Source organism: Rhizobium sp. IBUN, from assembly GCF_000510625.1.
In the GTDB taxonomy this organism is placed as follows: Bacteria; Pseudomonadota; Alphaproteobacteria; order Rhizobiales; family Rhizobiaceae; genus Rhizobium; species Rhizobium altiplani.
Genome location: NZ_AZNV01000025.1, coordinates 1 through 24,324 on the forward strand (window position 1 = coordinate 1; position 24,324 = coordinate 24,324).

24 protein-coding genes and 1 pseudogene are annotated in these 24,324 nt (G+C 61.3%); 8 read left to right on the forward strand and 17 right to left on the reverse strand.

Annotated elements, in window-relative coordinates; genetic code table 11:
• On the forward strand, positions 1-516 hold a 516-nt coding region (locus RHIBUN_RS33715; RefSeq protein WP_037217316.1), incomplete at its 5' end, for a methyl-accepting chemotaxis protein.
• Positions 517-578: 62 nt separating this feature from the next.
• Here RHIBUN_RS33715 and RHIBUN_RS0121170 read toward each other — a convergent pair.
• The 6 genes from RHIBUN_RS0121170 to RHIBUN_RS0121200 all read right to left on the reverse strand — a co-directional run bounded on the left by RHIBUN_RS0121170 (position 579) and on the right by RHIBUN_RS0121200 (position 7,003).
• Positions 579-1,829, reverse strand: coding sequence for a class I SAM-dependent RNA methyltransferase (locus RHIBUN_RS0121170; RefSeq protein ID WP_025661081.1), 1,251 nt, complete (start codon positions 1,827-1,829; stop codon positions 579-581).
• A complete protein-coding gene (locus RHIBUN_RS0121175; RefSeq protein ID WP_025661082.1) occupies positions 1,826-2,572 on the reverse strand; it encodes a TlyA family RNA methyltransferase in 747 nt (248 codons plus the stop codon). The genes RHIBUN_RS0121170 and RHIBUN_RS0121175 overlap by 4 nt, the downstream gene beginning before the upstream one ends.
• Before the next feature lie 165 nt (positions 2,573-2,737).
• A complete protein-coding gene (dxs, locus tag RHIBUN_RS0121185) occupies positions 2,738-4,660 on the reverse strand; it encodes a 1-deoxy-D-xylulose-5-phosphate synthase (protein WP_018858967.1) in 1,923 nt (640 codons plus the stop codon).
• A gap of 106 nt (positions 4,661-4,766) precedes the next feature.
• The gene (locus RHIBUN_RS0121190) at positions 4,767-5,690 is read right to left on the reverse strand and encodes a pirin family protein (RefSeq protein WP_018858968.1); all 924 of its coding nucleotides are present in this window, start codon (positions 5,688-5,690) and stop codon (positions 4,767-4,769) included.
• A 123-nt stretch (positions 5,691-5,813) separates the two neighbouring features.
• Complete coding sequence (locus RHIBUN_RS0121195; protein ID WP_018858969.1) at positions 5,814-6,065, reverse strand: exodeoxyribonuclease VII small subunit; 252 nt, start codon at positions 6,063-6,065, stop codon at positions 5,814-5,816.
• A 2-nt stretch (positions 6,066-6,067) separates the two neighbouring features.
• Complete coding sequence (locus RHIBUN_RS0121200; RefSeq protein WP_018858970.1) at positions 6,068-7,003, reverse strand: histone deacetylase family protein; 936 nt, start codon at positions 7,001-7,003, stop codon at positions 6,068-6,070.
• A gap of 160 nt (positions 7,004-7,163) precedes the next feature.
• Between RHIBUN_RS0121200 and RHIBUN_RS0121205 the strand changes: the two genes are divergently transcribed.
• Complete coding sequence (locus RHIBUN_RS0121205; protein ID WP_018858971.1) at positions 7,164-7,559, forward strand: hotdog domain-containing protein; 396 nt, start codon at positions 7,164-7,166, stop codon at positions 7,557-7,559.
• Here RHIBUN_RS0121205 and RHIBUN_RS0121210 read toward each other — a convergent pair.
• The 3 genes from RHIBUN_RS0121210 to RHIBUN_RS0121220 are packed head-to-tail and all read right to left on the reverse strand — an operon-like array spanning position 7,556 to position 9,425.
• Complete coding sequence (locus RHIBUN_RS0121210) at positions 7,556-8,119, reverse strand: biotin transporter BioY (RefSeq protein ID WP_018858972.1); 564 nt, start codon at positions 8,117-8,119, stop codon at positions 7,556-7,558. The genes RHIBUN_RS0121205 and RHIBUN_RS0121210 overlap by 4 nt on opposite strands.
• Before the next feature lie 23 nt (positions 8,120-8,142).
• On the reverse strand, positions 8,143-8,751 hold the full coding sequence (locus tag RHIBUN_RS0121215; RefSeq protein WP_025661083.1) for an energy-coupling factor transporter transmembrane protein EcfT: 609 nt from the start codon (positions 8,749-8,751) through the stop codon (positions 8,143-8,145).
• Entirely contained in the window at positions 8,748-9,425 is a 678-nt protein-coding gene (locus RHIBUN_RS0121220) for an ABC transporter ATP-binding protein (RefSeq protein ID WP_025661084.1), read from the reverse strand. The genes RHIBUN_RS0121215 and RHIBUN_RS0121220 overlap by 4 nt, the downstream gene beginning before the upstream one ends.
• 148 nt (positions 9,426-9,573) lie before the next feature.
• On the opposite strand from RHIBUN_RS0121220, the gene RHIBUN_RS0121225 reads away from it, so the two are divergent.
• The 3 genes and pseudogenes from RHIBUN_RS0121225 to RHIBUN_RS0121235 all read left to right on the forward strand — a co-directional run.
• Positions 9,574-10,764, forward strand: a complete 1,191-nt coding sequence (locus tag RHIBUN_RS0121225; protein ID WP_025661085.1) for a winged helix-turn-helix domain-containing protein — start codon at positions 9,574-9,576, stop codon at positions 10,762-10,764.
• Positions 10,765-11,022: 258 nt separating this feature from the next.
• Positions 11,023-11,232: a KTSC domain-containing protein gene (locus RHIBUN_RS38045; RefSeq protein ID WP_025661086.1), complete on the forward strand. Its 210-nt coding sequence runs from the start codon at positions 11,023-11,025 to the stop codon at positions 11,230-11,232.
• A gap of 22 nt (positions 11,233-11,254) precedes the next feature.
• Positions 11,255-11,516 (forward strand): annotated as a pseudogene (locus RHIBUN_RS0121235) (crosslink repair DNA glycosylase YcaQ family protein); the annotation flags it as partial.
• Here RHIBUN_RS0121235 and ribB read toward each other — a convergent pair.
• The 3 genes from ribB to RHIBUN_RS0121250 form a co-directional block, all read right to left on the reverse strand.
• Positions 11,513-12,616, reverse strand: a complete 1,104-nt coding sequence (gene ribB, locus RHIBUN_RS0121240; RefSeq protein ID WP_018858978.1) for a 3,4-dihydroxy-2-butanone-4-phosphate synthase — start codon at positions 12,614-12,616, stop codon at positions 11,513-11,515. The pseudogene RHIBUN_RS0121235 and the gene ribB sit on opposite strands and share 4 nt — an antisense overlap.
• Before the next feature lie 11 nt (positions 12,617-12,627).
• Positions 12,628-13,725 carry a chorismate synthase gene (gene aroC, locus RHIBUN_RS0121245; RefSeq protein ID WP_018858979.1) on the reverse strand — a complete coding sequence of 366 codons (1,098 nt, stop codon included), beginning with the start codon at positions 13,723-13,725 and terminating at the stop codon, positions 12,628-12,630.
• A 161-nt stretch (positions 13,726-13,886) separates the two neighbouring features.
• On the reverse strand, positions 13,887-17,054 hold the full coding sequence (locus RHIBUN_RS0121250; RefSeq protein WP_025661088.1) for an EAL domain-containing protein: 3,168 nt from the start codon (positions 17,052-17,054) through the stop codon (positions 13,887-13,889).
• Positions 17,055-17,301: 247 nt separating this feature from the next.
• On the opposite strand from RHIBUN_RS0121250, the gene RHIBUN_RS0121255 reads away from it, so the two are divergent.
• The gene (locus RHIBUN_RS0121255) at positions 17,302-17,562 is read left to right on the forward strand and encodes a DUF1344 domain-containing protein (protein ID WP_025661089.1); all 261 of its coding nucleotides are present in this window, start codon (positions 17,302-17,304) and stop codon (positions 17,560-17,562) included.
• A gap of 6 nt (positions 17,563-17,568) precedes the next feature.
• Here the strand turns inward: RHIBUN_RS0121255 and RHIBUN_RS0121260 are convergent, their stop codons facing one another.
• The 4 genes from RHIBUN_RS0121260 to RHIBUN_RS0121275 all read right to left on the reverse strand — a co-directional run bounded on the left by RHIBUN_RS0121260 (position 17,569) and on the right by RHIBUN_RS0121275 (position 21,065).
• Positions 17,569-18,159: a histidine phosphatase family protein gene (locus tag RHIBUN_RS0121260; RefSeq protein WP_025661090.1), complete on the reverse strand. Its 591-nt coding sequence runs from the start codon at positions 18,157-18,159 to the stop codon at positions 17,569-17,571.
• An 84-nt stretch (positions 18,160-18,243) separates the two neighbouring features.
• The gene (gene fabI, locus RHIBUN_RS0121265) at positions 18,244-19,062 is read right to left on the reverse strand and encodes an enoyl-ACP reductase FabI (RefSeq protein ID WP_025661091.1); all 819 of its coding nucleotides are present in this window, start codon (positions 19,060-19,062) and stop codon (positions 18,244-18,246) included.
• Positions 19,063-19,185: 123 nt separating this feature from the next.
• The gene (locus tag RHIBUN_RS0121270) at positions 19,186-20,355 is read right to left on the reverse strand and encodes a DnaJ C-terminal domain-containing protein (RefSeq protein WP_025661092.1); all 1,170 of its coding nucleotides are present in this window, start codon (positions 20,353-20,355) and stop codon (positions 19,186-19,188) included.
• Positions 20,356-20,606: 251 nt separating this feature from the next.
• Complete coding sequence (locus RHIBUN_RS0121275) at positions 20,607-21,065, reverse strand: RT0821/Lpp0805 family surface protein (protein WP_018858985.1); 459 nt, start codon at positions 21,063-21,065, stop codon at positions 20,607-20,609.
• Between the two features lie 66 nt (positions 21,066-21,131).
• Here RHIBUN_RS0121275 and pdxH point away from each other — a divergent pair, with 66 nt between their 5' ends.
• Positions 21,132-21,752 carry a pyridoxamine 5'-phosphate oxidase gene (gene pdxH / locus RHIBUN_RS0121280; protein ID WP_025661093.1) on the forward strand — a complete coding sequence of 207 codons (621 nt, stop codon included), beginning with the start codon at positions 21,132-21,134 and terminating at the stop codon, positions 21,750-21,752.
• A gap of 5 nt (positions 21,753-21,757) precedes the next feature.
• Here the strand turns inward: pdxH and RHIBUN_RS0121285 are convergent, their stop codons facing one another.
• Positions 21,758-22,810 (reverse strand): polysaccharide deacetylase family protein, encoded by a 1,053-nt coding sequence (locus RHIBUN_RS0121285; RefSeq protein WP_025661094.1) that lies wholly within the window; start codon positions 22,808-22,810, stop codon positions 21,758-21,760.
• Positions 22,811-23,036: 226 nt separating this feature from the next.
• Between RHIBUN_RS0121285 and RHIBUN_RS0121290 the strand changes: the two genes are divergently transcribed.
• Positions 23,037-24,314: a D-alanyl-D-alanine carboxypeptidase family protein gene (locus RHIBUN_RS0121290; RefSeq protein WP_025661095.1), complete on the forward strand. Its 1,278-nt coding sequence runs from the start codon at positions 23,037-23,039 to the stop codon at positions 24,312-24,314.
• The last annotated feature ends 10 nt before the right edge of the window (positions 24,315-24,324 follow it).

Consider the following 24,324-nt stretch of genomic DNA (forward strand, 5'->3'; position numbering starts at 1 on the left):
GCCAATATCATCAGTGTCATCGACGACATTGCCTTCCAGACCAACCTGCTGGCGCTGAATGCCGGTGTCGAGGCGGCACGCGCAGGCGAAGCCGGCAAGGGCTTTGCTGTCGTCGCCCAGGAAGTGCGCGAGCTGGCACAGCGTTCTGCCCATGCCGCGAAGGAAATCGAAAGCCTGATCACCGCCTCGAACTCACAGGTTCGCTCGGGCGTCACGCTCGTCGGCGACACCGGCAAGGCGTTGGAAGCAATCGTCGGTCAGGTTCAGGAAATCAGCCGTCACGTCGACGCAATCGTCACGGCAACCCGTGAGCAGTCGACGGGGCTTGCCGAGATCAATACGGCCGTCAACACGATGGACCAGGGCACGCAGCAGAACGCCGCCATGGTCGAGGAGCAGACGGCAGCGAGCCATGGGCTGGCGCAGGAAGCAGCAAAGCTGATGCAACTCCTTGCCCAGTTCAACCTGCAGGCAGCATCCCACGGCGCATCATCCTACAGCCGTCGCGCCGCCTGATTGATTGATACACACAAACTGGAACGCCCGCGCTCGTCGCGGGCGTTTTGTTTTTCGCGCCGCTACTTCTCCAGCGTCGCCACGACCTCGACGTGCGATGTCCACAGGAACTGGTCGATCGGGGTCACACCGGTGATGCGATAGCCACCCTCGACGAGCAGGGCGAGATCCCGGGCGAGCGTCACCGGATTGCAGCTGACGGCGACGATTTTCTTGACCGTCGAGCGCGCCAGTTCCTTGCACTGAAACTCGGCGCCGGCGCGCGGCGGATCGAAGACCACGGCGTCGTAGACCTTCAGCTCGGATGTCATCAGCGGCCGGCGGAAGAGGTCTCGCCTTTCGACGCTGACCGGCTTCAGACCCTGCGTGTTGCGAGCAGCGTGATCGAGCGCCGCCAGCGGCTTGTCCTCGCTCTCGACCGCATGAACCCGGCCGACGCGGGCAAGGCGAAGCGAGAAGGTGCCGGCGCCTGCGAAAAGATCGGCGATGCGTTTCGCCTTGCCGACATGCGCCAGAACCAATTCCGCCATTGCGTCTTCCGCCTGCTTGGTCGCCTGCGTGAAGCTGCCGGGCGGCGGAACGACATTGACGCCGCCGAAATCGACGATCGGCTTCGATGGTTCGACGAGGATTTCGTCGTTGAGCGAGACGCGGGCGATGCCGCGAAGGGAAAGCACCGTCTCGATCGCCTTGCGGCGCTGCTGATCCGAGAGTTTCTTGATGCCGTCGACCGCGAGATCAAGACCCGACAGGGTCTCCAACACGGTGATGCGGAACGCTTCGGCGCTATTGGCAAGTGCTGCACCAATCGCCTTGATCGCCGGCAGCCTGGCGATGATGCCCGCCGACGAGATGGGACATTCCTCGATGGCGACGATGTGGTGGCTTTCGGCCTGATTGAAGCCGATAAGCATGTCCTTCTCGGTCCGCCGTGCGGCGAAGACGACACGCCGCCGTTCGCCGGGATGAGCGACGACGAGGTCGGCAACCTCAGCCGTCAGTCCCTTCGATTTCAGCGCGTCGACGACAAGCTGGCGCTTGAAGCTGCGATAGGAAGGATCGTTCATGTGCTGGAGGCTGCAGCCGCCGCAGGTGCCGTTCACTCCGTCCGGTCCGAAATGCCGGCAAGGAGGGGCCTGGCGATCGGCCGATGGATCGGAGATCGACATCACCGTGCCGTGGTTCTTGAGGCGCGCGATGGCGACGGTTTCGCCGGGCAGGGTGAAGGGCACATAGACCGGCCCGCCATCCGCGTGCACGATGCCATCGCCCTGGGCGCCCAGCTTTTCGATCGTAACAGTTTGCGTGCTCACGGTTTTGTCCCTGCGAGTAGAAATTCCTGATTACCGTCGCCGCCGGCAATGGGTGAGGGGATGAGGCCAAGGCTCTTCCAGCCCATATCCTCGACGAACCAGCGCTCGAGTTCGGCCGCGACATCGGGCGCCGATGACGGGTCCTTGAGAAGCCCCCCCTTGCCGATCGCCTCGCGCCCGGCCTCGAACTGCGGCTTGACGAGGAGAGCCGCGCAAGCCCCAGCTTCCGCGATCTCAAGAGCAGGGGCAAGTGCCAGCTTCAGCGAGATGAAGGAGACGTCCGACACGATAAAGGTGATCGGATGGCCGATATTCTCCGCCGTCAGGTTGCGGGCGTTGAGGCCTTCGATGTTCGTCACGCGGGGATCGCTCGAGATGCGCGGATGCATCTGGCCATGGCCGACGTCGATCGCGGTGACATGGGTTGCCCCTTGGGCCAGCAGCACTTCGGTGAAGCCACCGGTTGATGCGCCGACATCGAGACAGTGATGTCCTGACGGGTCGAGCTTGAAGTGATCGAGCGCTGCGGCGAGCTTCAGCGCCGCACGGGACACATAGTCCTGCGCCGGATCGTCGATTTCGATTGGGGCATCCTCGCCAAACAGCGCACCTGCTTTCGTCACGATCTTGCCTCCGACCTTCACGGTGCCGCGTTGCACCGCATCCCGCGCTCGGGAACGGCTGGCGAAAAGACCAAGGCTGACGAGCAACTGGTCGAGGCGTTGTGTGTTTTGATCGGACATCGGCTGTCCATGACCGGCAAAGCCGTTAGTTGCAAGCCTTTTGTTGGAGAGGCGTCGCTGGCAGCCGGATGGCAGCGGTTCATCGACACTTCCGTCGGCCTTTCGCCAAACAAAAAAGACGGTCCCGTCTCCAGGGCCGTCTTCATCTGACGCGATGAGATTGAACTATCCGGCAGCGCCGACGCCAAATGCGGCGGGCCGGCCAAGCGCCTTGAACACGGTCGAAACGATGCCCGCGCGATCGAGGCCGGCATGGGCGTTCATCACTTCCGGCTTTGCCTGTTCCACCCAGATATCGGGCATGACAAGCGAGCGGATCTTCAGGCCATTGTCGAGCAGGCCGTCCATGGCCAGGAACTGCATGACTTGGCTGCCGAAGCCGCCGACCGCTCCCTCTTCGACGGTGATCAGGATTTCGTGGTGGCGTGCCAACTGGCGGATCAGATCATGATCCAGCGGCTTGGCGAATCGCGCATCGGCAACCGTCGTCGAAAGCCCGGCTGCGTCAAGGTCCTCGGCAGCAAGCAGACAGTCAGCGAGGCGGGTGCCGAACGAGAGCAGCGCCACTTTCGCGCCTTCCTTGACGACGCGGCCCTTGCCGATCTGCAGGATTTCACCACGGACGGGCATTTCTATGCCGACGCCTTCGCCGCGCGGATATCGGAAGGAGATCGGACCGGCATCATAGGCTGCCGCCGTTCGCACCATATGCTTCAGCTCAGCCTCATCGGCGGCCGCCATCACCACGAAGCCGGGGAGGGTGGCGAGGAACGTCGTATCGAACGAGCCTGCATGCGTCGGGCCGTCGGCGCCGACGAAACCGGCGCGATCGATCGGGAAGCGAACCGGAAGGCCCTGGATCGCGACGTCGTGCACCACCTGGTCATAGGCGCGCTGCAGGAACGTCGAGTAAAGCGCGGCAAACGGCTTGAAGCCCTCGGCGGCTAGACCGGCGGCAAATGTCACCGCATGCTGCTCGGCAATCCCGACATCGAAACATCGCGACGGGAAGACGCTTGCGAGCTTGTCGAGGCCAGTCCCGTTCGGCATGGCGGCGGTAATGCCGACGATCTTGTCGTCGTGCTCCGCTTCCTGCACCAGCGCTTCGGCGAATACGCTCGTGTAGCTCGGCGCATTCGGCTTCACCTTCGCCTGCGCGCCGGTGATGACGTCGAACTTGTTGACGCCGTGATACTTGTCGGCTGCCGCCTCGGCGGGCGCGTAGCCCTTGCCCTTCTGCGTCACCACATGGATCAGCACGGGGCCGTTGGCATTGTCGCGCACATTGCGCAACACCGGCAGCAGGTGCTCGAACGAGTGACCGTCGATCGGCCCGATATGATAGAAACCCATCTCCTCGAACATTGTCCCCCCGGTCACATAGCCCCGGGCATGCTCCACGGCGCGAGTGATGGCGCGGTCGACATTCTTGCCGAGGTAGGCCGTCAGCTTCTTGCCGAAATCGCGGAAGCCCATGTAGGTGCGGCCGGAAGCAAGGCGCGCGAGATAGGCGCTCATCGCGCCGGTCGGCGGCGCAATCGACATGTCGTTGTCGTTGAGGATGACGATCAGGCGGGCGTCGAGCGCGCCAGCATTGTTCAATGCTTCGTAGGCCATGCCGGCCGACAACGCGCCGTCGCCGATCACGGCAATCACCCGGCGGTCGGTCTTGTCGAGGTCGGAGGCAACCGCCATGCCGAGGCCGGCGGAGATGGACGTGGAGGAGTGAGCAGCACCGAAGGGATCGTATTCGCTTTCCGCGCGGCGCGTGAAACCGGAGAGGCCGCCTTCTTGGCGCAACGTCCGGATACGGTCACGGCGACCGGTGAGGATCTTGTGCGGATAGCACTGGTGCCCGACGTCGAAGATCAGCCGATCTTCAGGCGTGTTGAAGACGCTGTGGATCGCAATCGTCAGTTCCACCACGCCGAGTCCTGCACCGAGATGACCGCCGGTGCGCGACACCGCATCGATCATTTCATCGCGAACCTCGCGCGCAAGCTGCGGCAGGTCGCGATCGTCAAGCTTTCGGAGGTCGGCTGGATAGGGAACCTTATCCAGCAGCGGCGTCTTCGGCGATTGTGTCACGGGCGGGCGCTCTTTCTTGTCTTTCTTGGGCAGGATGCCTTTAAGCCATAAATTGCGGTGAAAAAAGTCGATTTCAAGAATGGCCGAAACTCCTTTCTAAAGGAGATCAGCCTTCCGGCAAAGGTATGAATTCTTCTTCGTCCCCCGGTACGATGTCGAACTTGCCGGTCCGCCACTCTTCCTTGGCCTTTTCGATGCGTTCTTTCGACGAGGAAACGAAGTTCCACCAGATGTACCGCTTCGAGTTCAGCGCCGCTCCGCCGAACAGCATCAGGTGACAGCCCTCTCTGCCAGCTTCGAGAGTGATCGCATCGCCGGGGCGGAAGACGAGCAGCTGATCGGCTGCAAACCTATCGCCCGATATCACGACTTCGCCTGACAGTACGTATGCCGCCCGCTCCTCGTGTCCCGCCGCGAAGGGAAACTTCACACCCGGTTCAAGGCTGATATCGGCATAGAGCGTGTCGGAAAACACCTTCACCGGTGAAGACATCCCCTCGAACGATCCGATGACGACACGCCCGCGCACGCCGCGTTCGTCGATCACAGGCATGTCGCTCTTTTCGGTATGCGCAAAGGAGGGATCGATCTCCTCCCTGTCATCCGGCAGTGCGAGCCAGGTCTGCAGGCCCGACATCAGCAGCGGATGGCCGCGCAAATTATCGGGCGTGCGCTCCGAATGGACGATGCCGCGCCCTGCCGTCATCAGGTTGATGTCCCCGGGGCGAATGACCTTCTCGGTGCCGAGGCTGTCCCGATGCCGGATCTCGCCGTCAAAGAGATAGGTCACCGTCGAAAGCCCGATATGCGGATGCGGCCGCACATCCAGCGCCTCGTTCGGCTTCAGGATCGCCGGCCCCATGCGGTCGAAAAAGATGAACGGCCCGACCAGCCGCCGCTGCCGCGTCGGCAGCGCTCGCCGCACCTCGAAGCCGCCAATATCGCTGGTGCGGGGGATTATGAGGTTCTCGATCGCATCGCAGGCGAAAGCATCGCCGGGCAGGGGATCTTTACCGGGGAAAAAGGACATCAAAGCGTCTCCGATGAGCGTTGTGCGTAGGCTAGACCGATTACCGATGGCGGACTAGGAAAACTTGATCGCCAGGAGGCGACGCTCTGTTCATCACGACGACGATTTCGGCAAAACTCTTGCTTATGCCCCGTCTAGCGGCTCGACGCCCTGCGGCCTGCCAGATCGGTCAAGGCGGATCTTTTCGATGCGGTTTTCGGCGGCCGAAAGCAGCGTTTCGCAGTGCTTCTTCAGCGCTTCGCCGCGCTCGTAGATCTCGATGGATTCGTCCAGCGCCACGTCGCCGCGTTCCAGCCGGGCCACGATGCTTTCGAGCTCTGCAACCGCCTTCTCGAAGGAAAGACCGGAAACGTCCGGCTTGGCGCTGTCAGTCATACTCAACCCTTCATCATTCTAAGAATATGCAGGCCAGCCGACTCGGCGAGGCCTTCGAGATCATAGCCGCCTTCCAGCAGGCTGACGACCCGGTTTGCGGCACTTTTGTCGGCGACCTCAAGCAACCGCCCGGTTGCCCAGTCGAAATCCTCGCCGACGAGATTGATCTGCGCCAAGGGATCGCGGTGATGCGCATCGAAGCCGGCGGAGATGATGATCAGGTCCGGGCGAAAATCAACGAGCGCAGGCAACACCCGTGATTTGAACGCTTCGCGGAAGTGATCGCTACCGACATTCGGAGACAGCGGCGCGTTGACGATGGTACCGTGCTTGCCGCTTTCCTCCTTCGCGCCGGTGCCGGGGTAAAGCGGCATCTGGTGCGTCGAGCAGAAGAGCACGGAGGGATCGTCCCAGAAGATGTCCTGCGTGCCGTTGCCGTGATGCACGTCCCAGTCGACGATCGCCACACGCTCCGCACCGTGCGCTTTCTGGGCATGGCGGGCGGCGATCGCGGCATTGTTGAAGAAGCAGAAGCCCATTGCCGTTGATTTTTCGGCATGATGGCCCGGCGGGCGGGCCGCAACGAAGACGTTATCGGCCTTGCCGGTAAACACATCATCGACCGCGGCCATCGCGCCGCCGATCCCCGTCAGTGCCGCTTCGAAGCTCTTTCGGCTGGCGTAAGTATCGGCCTCGAGCTGATTGATCTCGCCATCCTCTTCGGGCACCTGGCGCAGCACTGACAGCAGGTGCTCTTCGGGATGGGCGAGCAGAACGGCTTCTTCGGCGGCCTGCGGTGCGCGCTTGCGGTCAAGACCTGCGAAGTTCGGATGTTCCAGCGCCACGTTGATCGCCCGCAGACGGTCGGACCGTTCGGGATGGCCGGCGGGCGTGACGTGTTCCAGGAAGATCGGGTGCTCGTAAAGGCGGGTGCTCATGGTGTCACTCTATCTTTCCGTCCCGTCATGATCCACAGCAGATGGGGCTCGGCGTGGCAATTTCAACAAGCGCGCGCCTTGGTCATGGGGCCAGTCCTGCGTTTACTTCGTCCGGCCCCGCGGCTAGTCTTTGGGGAGGGGAGAATTGGCAGAAAGATCAATGAACGAGGTCACGCGTACCGTTGAGATGAATGTGCCGTTCCGCGACGTCGACATGAACGGCCAGGTTTTCTTGGGCTCCTACATTTCCTATGCGGAGTCGGTGCTGGCGACCTTCTGGTCGTCGAGGCCGCAACTGGCGAATGAGCCGCTTTATATCGCCAGCAAGGTGACCTGTATCCTCCATCGGCCGCTGCATTACGATGAGCGGGTCGTGTTCACGGCGTCGGTCGACAAGATCGGCATGCGTTCGGTCGGCTTCATCATTTCGGCCGATATCGGCGACGAGCGCTCCGCCGAGGTCGAAATTATCTGGCAGGCGCGCTCGCGCGACGATCGTTCGCCAGTCCCGCTTCCCGAAGACACGCGTGACTGGCTTTATGGTTTCGTCGATTAGCTGCGCACCGGCAGGAGGGGATAGCCGACCATGACCGCGCGGCCGACAAGTGCCGCAACGAAGGCCTTGACGACGTCGCCGGGGATAAATGCCATTGAGCCGAGGAACGCCTTGGAGAGGCCAAGCTGGGCGGCGAACGCCAGATAGACGATGCCGCAGGCGTAGAGAACCACGATGCCGCCGATCATCGCGGCGAAGAAGAAGCCGACCGTCTGCACCAACGCCGACTGTTCGGATTTGACCAGCCGTTCGCTGAGATAACCGGTGACGAAGGCTGCCAGCACCCAGCCGATCAGAAAGCCGGTGGTCGGTGCGGCAAAGGCAGCAAGTCCGCCACGACCGCCGGAAAGCACAGGAAGGCCGATCGCGACAAGCACGAGAACGATCAGGACCGCGATCGTGCCGCGGCGCGCGCCGAGCACGACACCCGCCATCATGACGCCGAGCGACTGCGCCGTAATCGGCACCGGTATGAAGCCGAGCGTGATCGGCGGCAGAATGCCGAGCGCGACGATGATGGCCGCAAAGAGGGCGGAGAGAACGAGGTCGCGAGTGCTCATGCAGGGCTCCTGTTAGCGAGTTCTCAATTGACATGCCGCCGAACGCCGCGCGCGTCAATTGCCGCAGCAATGTTATCCGCATCCCTCAGCGTCAGAATGATCAATGGCACGAGCACGGTTGTCGGCCGCACCTTGATACCGCGCGCCGCGTGCGCCTCGCGGATGGCACGATAACGATCGAGAATCTCGGGAACAAAGCGGACGACGAGCCCGACAGCCAGCCCGACATCGTCGGCCCGAAGAAGTCCGAGCCGCTCCAGTGGCCTGGCCAGCAGGGTAATTTCGTCGATGAATTGCGCGATAGCAGTTGTTGCAGTCACGGCAGCGGCAAACAGCATCAATGCCGTGAGCCGGAGCAGGGCGACGACGGCGATATGCCAGGGATTGAAGGCCAGGCTGAACAACGCCACGATGAGGATCGTCAGGAAGACCGGCTTCAGTCGCGCAAGCGCGGATCGCGCCGGAAGGCCGATGCTGAAGTAGATCCCGGCCGTCGCGAGCACTCCAAGGGCAAGCAACAGGAAGTTCGCCGTAAGGAAGAGCATGACGCCGAGGGCCGCAAGAACAAGCAGCTTGGCGCGCGCCGAAACCCGATGCATGGCGCTGTTGCCTTCGACGAAAAGCGACTTCATCGGCTTGCGATCTCCCTGTAGCGGCGGATCGCCTCTCCGGCCGGCGCGTCGGCGACGAGAATGCCCTCATGGAAAACCAGTACGCGCTCGTAATCCGCGACCAATTCCAGATCGTGGCTGATGACGACCGCGCTCTCCGGAAGGCTTTCCACCAGCCTTTGCACGAGGCTGCGGTTCTTGAGGTCCAGCTGATTGGTCGGCTCGTCCAGGATGAGAATATCGGGCCCGGTTGCGAGCACGGAGCAAAGGGCGGCAATTTGCAGCTCTCCGCCCGAGAGCTCGTGCGCCCGGCGGTCGGCAAGACGGGCCGCGCTGAAACGCTGCAGGACCGCCTCCACCTTCGCCGTAATTTCCGCCGGCTTGTAGCCGCGGCACTTCAGACCGAAGGCGATGTCGTCGCGCACGACCGGCAGGATGATCTGGTTTTGCGGCGACTGGAAGATGAAGCCGACATCGGTGAGAACGGCCTTGGCGTCGGCCGTGTCGCGACCGTTGACGATCACCCGCCCGATGCTCGGCTTGGTCAGGCCGTTGATGAGGCGCGCAAAGGTCGTCTTGCCCGAGCCGTTGAGGCCGATGATGCCGATGCGCTTTTCTGTGAGCTGCAGCGTCACGGGCGCCAGCGCGACGCGCGCACCATAGCTGACCCCTGCGCCTTCGAAACGGATATCCACCTGGTCCCTCGTGAATTGAGAGGCCGTTCTATAACGAATTTCGCGCTTTGAAAGCTCAAAATCTCGCAATGAATGCCGGCCGCTCCTACCTGATGATCGTCCTAACTTAACGGGTGGCTAGGAACATTTTCCGTTCTATGATGTGCACATGACGAATCTCATTTCGAATTCCGATGCCCGCCGCATATTCCTCGCCAAGCAAGGCCTGAGCGCGCCGCCGAACAAGGCGCTGACGAAGGGCGGCCTGCTGGAGCTCATCCACGAACTCGGCTTCGTGCAGGTGGACAGCATCCAGACGGTGGAGCGAGCCCATCACCAGATCCTGTTTTCCCGCAACCAGACTTACAAACGCGAGCATCTGACGGCGCTACTGGAGAAGGACGGCTCGCTCTTCGAGCACTGGACGCACGACGCCTCGATCCTGCCGAGCGCCTTCTTCCGATACTGGAAACACAAGTTCCGCCACGAGGAAGAGGTAATCGGCGAGCGCTGGCGAAAATGGCAGGGGGAGGGGTTCGAACACGCCTTCGACGAGACATTTGAGCGCGTCACTCGTGACGGCGCCATCATGGCGCGCGAGATCAAGGCGGACGGGCATGTTTCCGGCGGCTGGTGGAATTGGCATCCCAACAAGACGGCGCTGGAATATTTCTGGCGCACCGGCAAGTTCGCCATCGCCGGACGCTCGAACTTCCAGAAAATCTATGATCTCGTCGAACGCGTCATTCCGCCTGAGTTTCACGAGCCGGAAGTCACCTACGAGGAGTTTGTCGACTGGGCCTGCCGCAGCGCGCTGACCCGACTGGGCTTTGCCACGCATGGCGAAATCGCCGCCTTCTGGGATCTGTTGTCGCCCGATGAAGCGAAAGCCTGGGTCAACGCGCATCGCGACGAGTTGATCGAAGTCCTGATCGAGCCGGCGCTTGGCGGAAAGCCGCGCCCCTCCTGGGCAGTCCCCGACCTGCTTACGAGCATGCAGGACTATCCCGGCGCACCGCCGCGCGTGCGCGTGCTCAGCCCCTTCGATCCGATGATCCGCGACCGCAATCGCACCGAACGGCTCTTCGGTTTCTTCTATCGCATCGAGGTTTTCGTGCCCGAGCCGAAGCGGGAATACGGATACTATGTCTTCCCGCTGCTTGAAGGCGACAAGCTGATCGGCCGCATCGACATGAAGGCCGATCGCAAAGGCGGAAGCCTCGACGTCAAGCGTCTGTGGCTGGAACCGGGCGTACGCCCGTCGGCCGGGCGGATCGAAAAGCTTCTCGCCGAACTTGACCGACTGGCCAAATTCACTGGCGTTGAACAGGTCGTCCTAATGGATGGTTGGCAAGGCTGAGCGGCGCTCGTCGATAGTCGATATTTTAGGAAATTGCGTCGCAATTACAAAGAATTAATGTTGATGCGCGCTTTACCATGCTTGTCTTGAACTCTTTAAGAGCCGCCTGCGTAGGATGGCTGCATGAAAACACGAGCCATCAAATTCGCCGCATTGGCGGCACTGAACAGCCTTCGCCGTGAAGTGAGGGCCTTGCTGCGCAAGCGGCGCGATGCGCGCGCCGCCACGATCGTCACACGGGCCGGACGGCAGGCGAAGATGGAGCCGTTGGCAGTGAAGTCAACGCTGATCGATGCGGTCTATTTCAGCCAAGAGGATGGCCGGCTTCGCGTCTGTCTGAGCAACGGCGAAGAGCGGCAGTTCGAGGGCGTGGCGGAAGCCGAGGTCATCGCGATGGTCACCGCCCAATCGCCGGGAAAATACTATATCGAGAACGTCAGCGGTCGCTTCAAGCGCATCGCCGCCTGAGCGCGAAGCAGGCGGCCGCCTCTATCGCATCGAGGTTTTCGTGCCGAGCCGAAGCGGGCATGCGGCTACTATGTCTTCCCGCGCTTGAAGGCGACAAGCAGATCGGCCGCATCGACATGAAAGCAGATGGCAAAGGCGGGAGCCTCGACGTCAAGCGCCTATGGCTGGAGCCGGGCGTGCGCCCCTTGACCGGTCGCCTGGACCGGCTCGACGCCGAGTTGCAACGCATCGCGCGGTTCTCCGGCGTCGAGAAGGTCGCCTATCTCGACGGATGGCGGGCTTAGTAGATCTCCGTCTTCGAAATCTTGATGCCGAAGCCTTCGAGACCGACATAGTGCCGCTCGCGGCTCGTCAGGAGCCGGATCGACGATACGCCGAGGTCCTTGAGGATCTGTGCGCCGAGACCGATTTCCAGCCACTCGCTGTCGCGCACCTGTGCCTCGACGTGTGCCTCGCGTCCTTGGCTGCGTGCCTTGCGACCACTGTCCGAATGACCGACGCCGACGGAGCCTTCCCGCAGGTAGACGATGATCCCGCGACCTTCCTCGGCAATCTTCTTCATGTAGTGGTCGACGGGACGGCGCTTGCCGAAAAGGTCCTCGGCGACATTCTCAGGGTGCAGGCGCACCGGAATGTCGATGCCGTCGCGGATGTCGCCGAAAACGACGGCGAGGTGCTGCATCGTATCCCAAGGCAGCGAATAGGTATGCGCCTTGGCCTTGCCGAAGGGTGTTTCGATGTCGAAGCTCTGGCCGAGTTCGATCAGCGTTTCCTTGCGCTGGCGGTAAGCGATCAGGTCGGCAACGGACACCAGCTTCAGGCTATGCGTTTCAGCGAATTCGACCACCTGCTGCCCGCGCGTGACGGTCCCGTCATCGTTGACGAGTTCGCAGATCACGCCGATCGGCGGAAGGCCGGCGAGCTTGCAGAGATCGACAGCAGCTTCCGTGTGGCCCGAGCGCATAAGCACTCCGCCTTCCCGCGCAACGAGCGGGAAGATGTGACCCGGGCGCACGAAGTCGGCGGCGCCGACATTGGGATTGGCGAGGTTGCGAACGGTCAGCGTCCGGTCGTCGGCGGAAATGCCGGTCGTCGTGCCGTGCTTGAAATCGACCGAAACGGTGAACGCCGTCGTGTGCGCCGAGTCGTTTTCGGCAACCATCGCATTCAGGTTGAGCCGGCGGGCCTCCTCCTTCGGCATCGGTGTGCAGACGATGCCGGAGGTGTGACGGACGATGAACGCCATCTTCTCCGCGGTACAGTGAACGGCCGCGACGATCAGGTCGCCTTCGTTCTCGCGGTCGTTGTCATCCATCACCACGACGATTTCGCCGGCCTCGAAGGCCCGGATCGCATCGACGACGCGCTTCTGATCGTAAGGCATGTCTGTATTTCCTATTTCAGTCGGCCGGTCTGGCCGCGGTCACGGAGATAATGGTCGGCGATGGCGCAGGCGACCATCGCCTCGCCGATCGGCACGGCGCGGATGCCGACGCACGGATCATGCCGTCCCTTGGTGCGGATATTAACATTGTTGCCGTCGGCATCGATCGACTGGCGCTCGGTCAGGATCGACGAGGTTGGCTTGATGGCGAAGCGCGCGATAACCGGCTGGCCAGTCGAAATGCCGCCGAGGATGCCGCCCGCCTTGTTCGACAGGAACAAGGGCTTGCCGTCATTGCCCATGCGCATCTCGTCGGCGTTTTCCTCGCCGGTGATCTCGGCGGCTTCGAAGCCGTTGCCAATCTCGACACCCTTGACGGCATTGATCGACATCAGCAGCGAGGCGATGTCCTGGTCAAGCTTGCCATAGATGGGGGCGCCGAGGCCCGCCGGCACGCCTTCGGCCACGACTTCGACGACGGCGCCGATCGAGGAGCCGTTCTTGCGGATACCGTCGAGATATTCTTCCCAGACGGGAACGATCGCGGCATCAGGTGCAAAGAACGGATTCTGGTCGACCTGGTCCCAATCCCAGTTCTGGCGGTTGATCTTGTGCTTGCCGATCTGCACCAAGGCGCCGCGCACCTTGACCTCAGGCACAACAAGACGGGCAATGCCGCCAGCCGCCACGCGTGCCGCCGTTTCGCGGGCCGAGGAACGGCCGCCGCCGCGATAGTCGCGGATGCCGTATTTCACATCGTAGGTGTAGTCGGCATGGCCGGGCCGATATTGCCGTGAGATCTCACCGTAATCCTTGGAGCGCTGGTCGGTGTTCTCGATCATCATCGAGATCGGCGTACCGGTCGAAATCATCGTCTCGCCGTCAGCGTCCAGCATGACCCCGGACAGAATCTTGACCAGATCGGCCTCGCGACGCTGCGTTACAAAGCGCGACTGGCCGGGCTTTCGCTTGTCGAGCCAGACCTGAATATCCTCGAGCTTGAAGCGCAGACCGGGGGGGCAGCCGTCAACGACGCAGCCGAGCGCCGGGCCGTGGCTTTCGCCCCAGGTGGTTACGCGGAAGAGATGACCGAATGTATTGTGCGACATGTGTCCCGACCGGATCACGCCAACCGATCGTCACCGGCGGCGTCCTTCATCTGAAAATGCGCGACACTCATAGGCCAAAAAAACGCGGCGGCAAAAGCCTTTCTTTGCTCCAAATCGCCAACGAAAGGAAATGGTGTTTCCGCGGACTGTGAACGATGGCCTCAGGAGGCGATGCGCCAGGAGCTTTCGATCGCCATCTCCGTGAAATCCTCGAAGGACAGCGGGCGGGAGAAGGCATAGCCCTGCAGGAGGTCACAGCCGAGTTCGTCAAGGAGGGTGGCATGCGCTGCCGTTTCGACGCCCTCGGCCACCGTTTCGACGCCGAGCGAGCGGGCGATGTCGATGATCGAGCTGACCAGCGCGCGCTCCTGCGGCGAATTCATGATCGGCTGAACCAGCTGCCGGTCGATCTTCAGCCGCTTCGGCTTCAGCTTGAGGAGGCTGACAATCGACGTGTGACCCGTTCCGAAATCGTCGATTTCGATGTCGACCCCGAGCGTCTTGATCCGCTCGAGGTTATGCGCGGCTACATCCTCGCTTTCGTCGAGGAAGATCGACTCGACCAGTTCAAAGGAGAGTTCGCCGGGGCGGATCTGCAGGCCACTCAGCGATTCTGCGAGCATTTCGTCATGCAGCCGTCGCGCCGAAACGTTGACCGAAATCTTCGGAATGGTCACACCCCGTGCCGCCCAACGCATCTTGTCCTTCAGCGCGGTGTCGAGCACGATGCGGTCTAGCGTCTGGACGACGTTGATCTCGTCGGCGACCTTCAGGAACTTGTCCGGCGTCAACAATCCGCGGGAAGGATGCTGCCAGCGAACCAGGGCTTCGACGCCGGTGAGTTGCATCGTGCGCGCCGAGAACTGCGGCTGATACCAGGCGATAAACTCGCCGTTCTCGATGCCGGCAAGGATCTCGTCGGCCAGGCGCTTGTTGTTGATGATGTCGGCCTGGAGATTGTGATTGAAGAACTCGTAGCGGTTCCGGCCCTGGCTCTTGGCGCGGTAAAGGGCGATGTCGGCATTGATCAGCACCTTGCGTGCATCGACGTGCACGCCATTGGCGAGCGCGATGCCGATGGAGACGCCGCAGCGGCAGGCAAAGCCCTCGAAGTCGATCGGCTGGCGCATCTGCTCGATGATCCGGCCAGCAAGGGCAGACATATCCGTATCGCTGGCGTTGTGCGCCAGGATCACGAACTCATCACCGCCGATGCGCGCCACGAGGTCGTCTTGGCGCAGGTTCCTCGACAGTACCCGCGATGCATGGATCAGCATTGCGTCGCCTGCGGCATGGCCAAGCGTGTCGTTGATCTCCTTGAACCTGTCGAGGTCGATGTGGAGGATGGCGAATTTCTGCCGCTCGCTCCGCCCGTCGAGGGTCAGCCTTTCAAGCGCGATATCAAGCTTGCGGCGGTTGGCAAGCGCCGTCAGCGGGTCGTGCAGCGAATTGTGCTCGATGCGGTTCTTGGCGATCTCGAGTTCGATGTTCTTGGCGATCGCCTCGTCCGTGGCGGCCTTGAGCTGCACCGTCATCAGCGCATCCTCGGTGATGTCGAAGGCAACGCCGATAATCTTCAGTTTGCCGCCTGAGGTCTTATGCACCTTGCCAGTGGAGCGGACGTAACGCATCGCGCCGTCCTCAACGGGAACCCGACAGATCAGGGTATGAGTGTCACCAAGGCGCTTGAAATGACGCGCGCTTTCGCGAGCCAGTGCCTGGTCCTCCGGCAGAATGCAGGAAAGCCAGACCGGTTCGGTCATGAAGCCGACCCTTGGCTTCAGGCCATAGAGCTCGTGCATCCGGTCGTCCCAGATCGAGCCTTCATCACCGAGCGTCGCCTCCCATATCCCGCACTGATAGGTGTCGAGGGCCAGGTCCAGCTTACCTGAGAGTTCGGCGAGTTCAGCCTCGCGCCGCGACAGTTCGTCCAGCGCCATCTCCAGTTCGGCATTCTTGACGTCGCTGACATCCTTTGCCTTACGCAGGGTTTCGGCCGCTTCCGCGTCGGTGGTGACGTCCCAGACGATCCCGACCGTTTTGTCGTCGCCGGCCGCGTCCGTGTAGAAGGAGCCGATCGACCGCAGGTGTCGGACGCTGCCGTCCTCGGCGATGACGCGGTATTGTGTCTCGTAGGCTGAACCGGCGACGTGGTAGTTGAAGAAATGGACCTCCGCGAGGTGCCGGTCTTCGGCAACGATCGCGGCAAGCCAGTCTTCCAGCGAGTGACTGCCATCTTCTGCCGGCTTCCCGTGGAGCGCTGCGGCCCGGGCATCCCAGAAGAGCGTTTCGCCGTGGTCATGCAGCTCCCATATGCCGATGTTCGACGACTCCAATGCCAGATTGAGGCGCTGCGACAGCTTGAGCAGCGTAGCTTCGCGCACCTTGAGTTGGACGATGTTGCGGTTTCGCTCGCCGAGCAGCAAGGTCGCGAAGAAGACTGGGACGATGGTGATGCAGCCTGCGGCAGCGATAATCAGCCGAAGCGTCGACTGGTTTTCCGGAATCGCGTTCCAACCGGTCTTCGGAGCCGCGGCAATTTCCCAGCGCCCGCCGGCAAAGGCGATCTTTCGCGTCATCGGCCGCTTGTCACGCAAATCCGGTGAGCCGAAAAAGGGTAGGGCCGAGCCCGCAAGAGCAAGGTCGCGAACCGCAATCGAGAGATGGTCGAGGTGCGGATATTTCTCCTGATTCTCACTGTTGTGCGCGGGCTTCAATCCGGTGTTCTGATAGAACATGTTCGCGTCGATCATAACCTCGACTGCGCCCCAGATACGGCGTTGCCCATTTTCCTTCACGAAGACGGGAAAGAAGATTCCGAAAGCTTCCTTGCCGTCGCTGGCGGCGATCGGTCCATAGAAACGCGCCTGCTCGGCGCTGGCGCGCGTCACCGCTTGACGGGCGAGGAGGACCTCGCGGACATCCTTGCCGATGCGACCTTTACCCGCTTGCGAGGGAAAGACATTGCCGACGATAAAGTTCGGCGCGATGGCGACATCCAGGAAGTGGGGATTTTGGATGAGCAGCCAGTTGATCTGCCGCTCCATCTCCTCGGCATTTACGCTGGAATTGACCGCAACCATGTTGGCCAAGTCGCGTACGACGGTAATGTCCATGTTGGTCTGCGCGCTGATGCGCGCACGAATCAGGCTCACCTCGTTTTCCGTCCGGATCGTCAGTTCGCGCAGATGAGCGGCAGTATTGGCGCGGTCGAGCCCAAAGCCGACGATGACGACGAAAATAGCAACGAGGCCGGAGACTAGGAGGGCAAGGCGTGTATTCCTGAAGACGCGCCGCAACGTGTTGCTGTCTTTGTGGCGGAATAGCAAAACCCAGTCTCCCATATTCGAGGGAGACTTTAGATAGGGACGGGTTAATTTACGATTTCCCGGAAATCCTCTTTGCCAGAAAGGCGGACATACGGGGAAAATAATTAACGAATGCATGCGGTTATTGTTAAAGTACTATTCATTAATTGGACGCGGAAGATCATTCTTCCGGGCAAATTTCGCCATATTCGGGGGGTTATCTGTGCGCAGTTGGGTTATCGAGTCGCGTTTTCGAGGGAAGTCCGCCATGCGCTTCGTAGTAGCTACGCTTTTGGCCACAGCGAGTTTCTTGTCGCCGATCGGCGCATTTGCTGAAAGCGCGGACGTCGAGGCGACGATCAAGAAGGTCGATATGACCAATCTCAGCCTCACTCTGGATGACGGAAAAACCTACCAAGCGCCGGAAGAGTTCAATTTCGAGGGGCTGAAGGCGGGCGTCAAGGTTATCGTCTTTTATACCGAGGTCGACGGCAAGCGTGTCATCAACGATCTCGATGTCGTTCAGTAATCGGAACTAGATCCAGCCGATCAACCCGTTGTCCCGATCAATCTTAAGGATCCGGTCCTGCGGAATCTCGCCCTCTGCCGCTTCGTCCTTCGGTAAGGCCGCAATGGTCCTGAAAAGACTGCGTATGACGCCGCCATGAGTCACGCAAACCGTAGGCTTGTCGACGGAATTCAACCAGGACGCCACGCGCCAGGACATGATTTCGTAGCTCTCCGCGTCGTCTCCTGGCGGAATGAAATCCCATTTGTTGAGATTACGCTCGGTGATGCGGTCCCGGGCCGTTGCTTTCAATTCCTTGATCGTGAAACCTTCCCAAGCGCCGAAGGAAACCTCCACTAGGCGCTCGTCGGTTCGATAATCTTTCGACGGAAGACTCATCGCCTCGCGCATGATCTCCATCGTGGCGCGGGTTCGCGCGAGCGGGCTCGCGACGAAGTCAAAGGGGATTGCCTCGACTTTCAGGATTTCTGCGAGGTCGATACCATTCTGCCACGCCTGCGCTCTGCCGATGGCATTGAGCGGGATGTCCTTCTGCCCTTGCAGGCGGCGTTCGGCGTTCCAGTCTGTCTGGCCGTGTCTGACGACGTAGATAAGCAATGATCGGCTCCGTTTACGGCACGCAACCCCTCAATCGCTGTCGCGAAGAAGGGGTCGCGAGCACGACGCAGCAAAGGAGTGCGATCAGTCCTTTATGACGGAAATGTCCGGTGCGTCTACCGCCTTCATGCCGACGACGTGATAGCCGCTGTCGGCATGGTGGACTTCGCCGGTGACCGAGCGAGAAAGATCCGAAAGCAGATATAGGCCGACATCGCCGACCTCTTCGATCGTCACCGTCCGACGCAGCGGCGCATTGTATTCGTTCCACTTCAGAATGTAGCGGAAGTCGCCGATGCCGGAAGCTGCAAGCGTCTTGATCGGGCCGGCGGAGACGGCGTTGACGCGAATGTTCTTCGGTCCGAGGTCGACCGCCAGGTACTTCACGCTGGCTTCCAGCGCCGCCTTGGCAACGCCCATGACGTTGTAGTTCGGCATGACCTTCTCGGCGCCGTAATAGGTCAGGGTCAGCATGGAGCCGCCATCCGTCATCAGCCTCTCGGCGCGACGCGCCACCGAGGTGAAGGAATAGACGGAGATCTGCATGGTCTTGGCGAAGTTGTCGGCCGAGGTATCGACATAGCGGCCGGTCAACTCGTCCTTGTCCGAAAAGCCGATCGCGTGAACGATGAAGTCGATCTTGCCCCACAGCTTTTCGACGTGGTCGAAGACGGCATCGATGGTCGACTCGTCGCTTACATCGCAATGTCCGGCAAGAACGCCGTTTACCTCTGCAACCAGGGGCTCGACGCGCTTCTTCAGTGCATCACCCTGGTAGGTAAATGCGATTTCGCCGCCCTGTGCATGAATAGCCTTGGCAATACCCCACGCAATCGAACGATTGTTGGCAACGCCCATGATGACGCCGCGCTTGCCTGACATGAGGCCTGTTGCCTGAGCCATATTTTGCCCCCTAAGAAATTCTGATAGGTCCTGCCTATGGCATAGGCTGCTAATCGGTTCAAGATTAGTAGCAATCATCAACTGTTAGGGATCGTAACAAAGGGTGCGCTTGTCACCTAAATTTCACAGAAACAGCCCGTTCTTCATGCTTCGCATCAGATCGGTGACTTTGTCGTCAGGTTTTTCCCACAACATAATGCGCAGTTCGACGACGAGATCTCCCTTGCCGCCATCTGCGTTCGCAAGTCCCTGACCGGAAATTCGGATCGTCCTGTCGGAGCCAGACCAGGCGGGAACCGTGACGTTGATCGGCCCGCGAGGGCCCTCGATGCGCGCATCGGTTCCGAGCACGGCATTTTCGATCGTCACCGGCAGCACGGTGTGCAGGTCGAAGCCACTGACGGTAAATCGCTCATCGGGCGCAATGTGGATATTGATGACCGCATCGCCCCGCTGCATGCCGGTCAGCTTGTGGCCTTGGCCCTTGAGACGTACCTGGTGGCCTTCCGTCGTACCGGCGGCCAGCGCAAATCCGGCCTCCCGGCCTTCGCCGAGATCGACCGTCAGCCAGCTGCCCTTGATGAGATCGTCGATGCTCACGGTCTTCGTTGCGAACTGGTCGGGCACCTTTTCAGGTGCCTGCTGCGTCCCGCTGCCGGTGAAGCGACGCACCAGGGAAGTCAGCAAGCTGAGTGGCTGCATGATCGCAGAGGCCTGAGCGGCCGCGTCCTCGGCAGCCTGCTGCTCAGCCTCGGCCTTGCCGGCCTCCGGCTGTTTGTCTGCGATCGCGGCCTCCGTTTCCGGCCGCCTCGCGGCGCCAGCGCTAAAACCCTGGTCGCGACCACCACCGGCTGCGGCGCGTGCCTGCGTGCCGAAGATGCGTTCGATCATTTCTTCTACCGGTTCGGCAGCACCAGTCTTCTGCTGGTTGGCGGCATCGGCCGCGGCCTTCTGGGCGGCGGCGCGCGCGAGTTCTTCCATCACGCGCTCGGCATTGGCTTGCGCTGCCTTGGCACGCATGGCAGCTTCGCGAGCCGCCTGGCGCTGTTGCATGATCGTGTTCTCATTGGCTTTGGCTTCCGCCATGCGCGCGGCATTGTCGAAGAGACTCCGCTTCTTCGGATCCTTCAACGTCTCATAGGCGCGGCCAATCTCGGCAAAGCGGGCGCTCGCCGTCGGATCACCCTGATTGTGGTCCGGGTGAACCGCCTTGGCCATGTGGCGCCAGGCTGCCTTGATCTCGTCCTGCCCCGCGTCCCGCTTGACGCCCAAAATCTTATAAGGATCGCGCATGTCCCCAAACCGCCGGTGTTCCGATGCGGTGTGCCTGTCCCTTGCCCTAGCACCCCGAAGCCTCTGACTTGGCGCTCGGCCTCATCCCCAGGGAAGCAGCCGTGCGCACGTCAGGCGGATTGTGAGTAGAAGTTGCTAATCAGTTCTTAGCCCGCGTGGCGGACAACTCGCTTTTGCGCCGAATGGTTAGCCTTTTACTAAACATCATGAGAGGACGGAACCGCGCGTGTTAAGCACGCAACGCGCGGCACTCAGCTTTCCGGCTGGAAACTCATCAGTTGCCAGTTGCCGCCGCCGACCAAGCAGGTCTTGCCGTAAAATTTCGCGATGCCGACATAGGAGTGCCGCGTCGTGCGGAACTGGCGGCAAACCTGGCCGGAATCCGTGTTCTCGACGATCGTGTCGATGACGCCGGCGCTGCCGGTCGAGGCATTCGCCCAGGGGAGGGGGCGTCCCTCCAACCTTTGGATATCGGCCGAGGTCACGGCGTTGCCGACGGTCATTTCGTCGGAAATCGAGTCGCTCGTCGGCGCGGGCTGTGGCACGGTGCCAGTCGCAACCGACCGATCGACCTTCGAGCTGCTGAAGAGGTCCAATCCGCTGGAGACGCAGGCGGAGAGGGAGAGCACCGCCGTACCGACAACGCATAGGTCCGCGCTGCGACGCAGCAGACCCTTTGTATGGCGATCTGACTTTGCTATGACTTCCACCCTGCGTCCTGTCCAGTAGCTAAAAGCTGGGCAAACTTCGAATAAACCCGGGGCATTTGAGCTAATATGTCGGCAAATGAGTTAACAAGCGGTGACTTCACCGAGCGAAACGAACCCTTCGATCTTTTCTCGGAGTGGCTGAAAGAGGCAGAAGCTTCCGAGATCAATGACCCGAATGCGGTAGCGCTTGCGACGGTCGACGAGGACGGCCTTCCCAACGTCCGCATGGTACTCCTTAAGGGATTCGATCACGACGGCTTTGTCTTCTACACGAATTTCGAGAGCCAGAAAGGCCAGGAAATTCTCGGACAGAAGAAGGCGGCCATGTGTTTCCACTGGAAAACGCTGCGCCGCCAGGTTCGGTTGCGCGGGCCTGTCGAAGTTGTGACGGACGAAGAAGCAGACGCTTACTTCAAGACGCGCGCCCGCGGCAGCCGGATTGGCGCCTGGGCGTCGAAGCAGTCGCGGCCGCTGGAGAGCCGGTTCGCGCTTGAGAAAGCTGTTGCCGAATACACCGCCCGCTACGCGATCGGCGAGATCCCGCGTCCTGCGCATTGGTCGGGCTTTCGGATCCGGCCGGTGTCGATCGAGTTCTGGAAGGACCAGAAGTTCCGCCTGCATGATCGTATCGAGTTTCGCCGGGGTTCGCCGGAAGGCGATTGGACGAAGGTTCGCATGTATCCGTGAAGCGTTCAGCTCCTGTGTGGCGCAAACCGAAACGGAATACCGGAGGCAAGGCCGGACACGTACCGCACCTTTTGATAGAGACCGTTGATCGAAAGCCTCGGCAGATAGGTCATGTTGTTGAGCGAGCGCTTCGTGACAACACCCGCCTGTGTCGTCACCGCGAGGTCGAAACCGACTTCGCGCGCGATCTGTGCCTGTCTCTGGGTTACGGCCTCGCGCGTGCCATAAGGGTAGGCGAAGGAGCTCGGCCGGTGTCCGGTGATCGCTGCAACGTAGTCGCGGGACACCTCCATCTCGTCGCGAACCTCCTGATCGGAGAGGCGTGAGATCGCCCGGTGGCTGATTGTATGGGCGCCGAGTGAGGCGAGGGGGCTCGCCTCAAGCAGATTGAATTCCGCCGGTGTCATGACGAGATCGTCGACGATTTCGTCCGGATCGATCTCGTGCTTTCGCGCCATCAGGTCGATGGCCGCGACGGCGGCGCGTTCGTCATGTCGATGAAGATGGTTGGCGATGCGCGCGAAAGCGCGGCCCTTTGCTTCGGTCGTCGTGATGTCAAGCATCTCGTGGCCACTACCGAAATCGAAGCCGAGCCTCTCCTCTCTCCGAAGAAGCGCTGCCAGCGTCTCCCACCAGATCGTATGCGTGCGTTCGGCGAGGCCCTTGGCGACGAATACCGTGAAAGGCGCATCGTACTTTTCGAAGATGGGCAGGGCGTAGACGAGATTGTTGCGGTAGCCGTCATCGAGCGTGAAGGCGGCAAAGGGCTGGCTCGACCCGGTTTGCGAAAGCAGCGCTGGAATCTCGTGGAGCGCCACGAAACGATAGCCGTCGCTCTTCAGGCGATCGAGAACGAGATCGAGGAATACCGGCGTGATTTCCAGGTGCGCGTTCGGCGCGAAAGCGGTTTCCTCGCGTGGACGGACATGATGGAGCGTGCAGATGGCCCCAAGTCCGCGCGCGCCGCGCATCACGCCTGCTGCGCGCAGGAGGTTGGCCGTCTCAAGACCGCCTGCAATCGCAATCTGCTTTGCAAGCCCTTTGATACTCGCCGCCATCTCAACTGCTCGCTGGTTTCTGGAGCCGCGAAACTAGCAAGCCTGCGGTTAAGTGTTGCTGAATGAAGATTTTTGAGTGTCCTCTTTACGGGATTTTCACTATGAAAGGTAAAACTTGACAAAAATGGTACCGGTTGCCGCAAAGTCGCGCCATATCGGCGACTGCTGTAGTGGAACGGGACAAATCCGAATGGCGCCGGCTATTCGTTCATTGAGGGGAAATTTCATGAAGAAGCTGTTGGCCGCGATTATGACAGCGACGCTCGTCGTTGCGGCGCCGTTGACCGCGATGGCAGGCAGCGCCTCCCTGATCCTGGATGCCCGAACCGGCAAGGTGCTCAGTGCCGAGAACGCCGATGTGCTGAATCATCCCGCGTCGCTGACGAAGATGATGACCATTTATATGGCCTTCGAGGCGATCAAGCGCGGCAAGATCAGCTGGAACACTCCGCTTGTCATGTCGAGATACGCCGCCTCGCGGCCGCCGACAAAGCTCGGCGTTCGCGCGGGCGATTCCATCACCGTTCAAGAAGCAATCCTCGGCATGATCACCAAGTCGGCCAACGATGCTGCCGCAGCCATGGCCGAGAAGCTCGGCGGTTCCGAAGCCAACTTTGCAGCCATGATGACGCAGAAGGCGCGGCAGCTTGGCATGCGCCGTACGGCCTTCTACAATGCCTCCGGCCTTCCGGATGGTCGGCAGGTCACTACGGCGCGGGACATGTCCACGCTTGCCGTGGCGCTGATGCGGAATTTCCCGAGCGAATACCGCCTGTTCTCGACGGCGAGCTTCACGTTCCGTGGGCGCACGATCCGCGGCCACAACAATCTGATGTACCGCTACCAGGGCATGGACGGCATCAAGACGGGTTATACCAACGCGTCTGGCTTCAATCTGGTCAGCGCTGTCAAGGATGGCGACCGCCGGGTCGTCGGCGTCGTGCTCGGTGGCCGCACTGCCCGCAGCCGCGACGCCAAAATGGCCGGTCTGCTCGACAAGTATCTTGGCCGCTCGGCGGGCGGCAACCTCGTCGCGAGCACCAACTCGCGCCAGACAGTCGAAGTTGCTTCGGCTGCCGCTGATGCAGATCTCCCGATCCCGGGAACTGCGCCGCGCACCAATGATCTCGCGCCGAAGGCGCTCGGCTTTCTGAGCGATACGACTGTACCGTTGGAGCGCCCGTTCGCCGCCGCCGAACCCGCCAATGCCGGCAAGATCGCCGCCAAGTCCGCAGGCGCGCCGTCGGCATCCGGCGACTGGCAGATCCAGATCTCGGCTGCATCGAGCGACGATGCCGCCCGTGCCCTTCTGGCCCAGGCCAAGGCCGAAGGTGGTGCGGCACTGAAGGCCGCATCGCCTTATACCGAGGCCGTCGGCAATGGCGCGAACAAGGTCTATCGCGCTCGCTTTATCGGCTTTCAGAGCCGCGAGGCCGCTACATCTGCCTGCGACGCGCTGAAGCAGCGTTCCTACGACTGCATGCTGTTGCCCGATCACGGCTGATCCATCTCGA